Annotated in this window: 1 protein-coding gene; it reads right to left on the bottom strand. The window is 51.7% G+C overall.

The annotated features are described in order from the left end of the window. Window positions 1–74: 74 nt before the first annotated feature. The coding region (locus tag ACR9ZK_RS22265; protein WP_481344116.1) for a hypothetical protein at window positions 75–265 on the bottom strand (191 nt) is incomplete at its 5' end.

Genomic DNA, 265 nt, shown 5'->3' with positions numbered 1-265 from the left:
GATCCGCACCGGTGAAACTGGCATAGACGCCATTTAACCCGCACGGCCTTTTGGCTGCGGCTAAAAATCGTCATCTAAGTCAAGGGAAGAGAAATTTCATGACGAAGGCCAGCGAAATTCTCAAACAAATCAAGGATAACGACGTCAAGTTCGTTGACCGGCGCTTCACCGACCCCAAGGGCAAGCTGCAGCATGTCACGATGGACATCGTCTGCGTCGATTAAGACATGTTCGCCGATGGCGTCATGTTTGACGGCTCCTCGAT

Source organism: Monashia sp. HAY1-5C, from assembly GCF_056755255.1.
The sequence above is the reverse complement of the archived record's forward strand: the minus strand, read 5'-3'. Positions and strand labels throughout refer to the sequence as shown.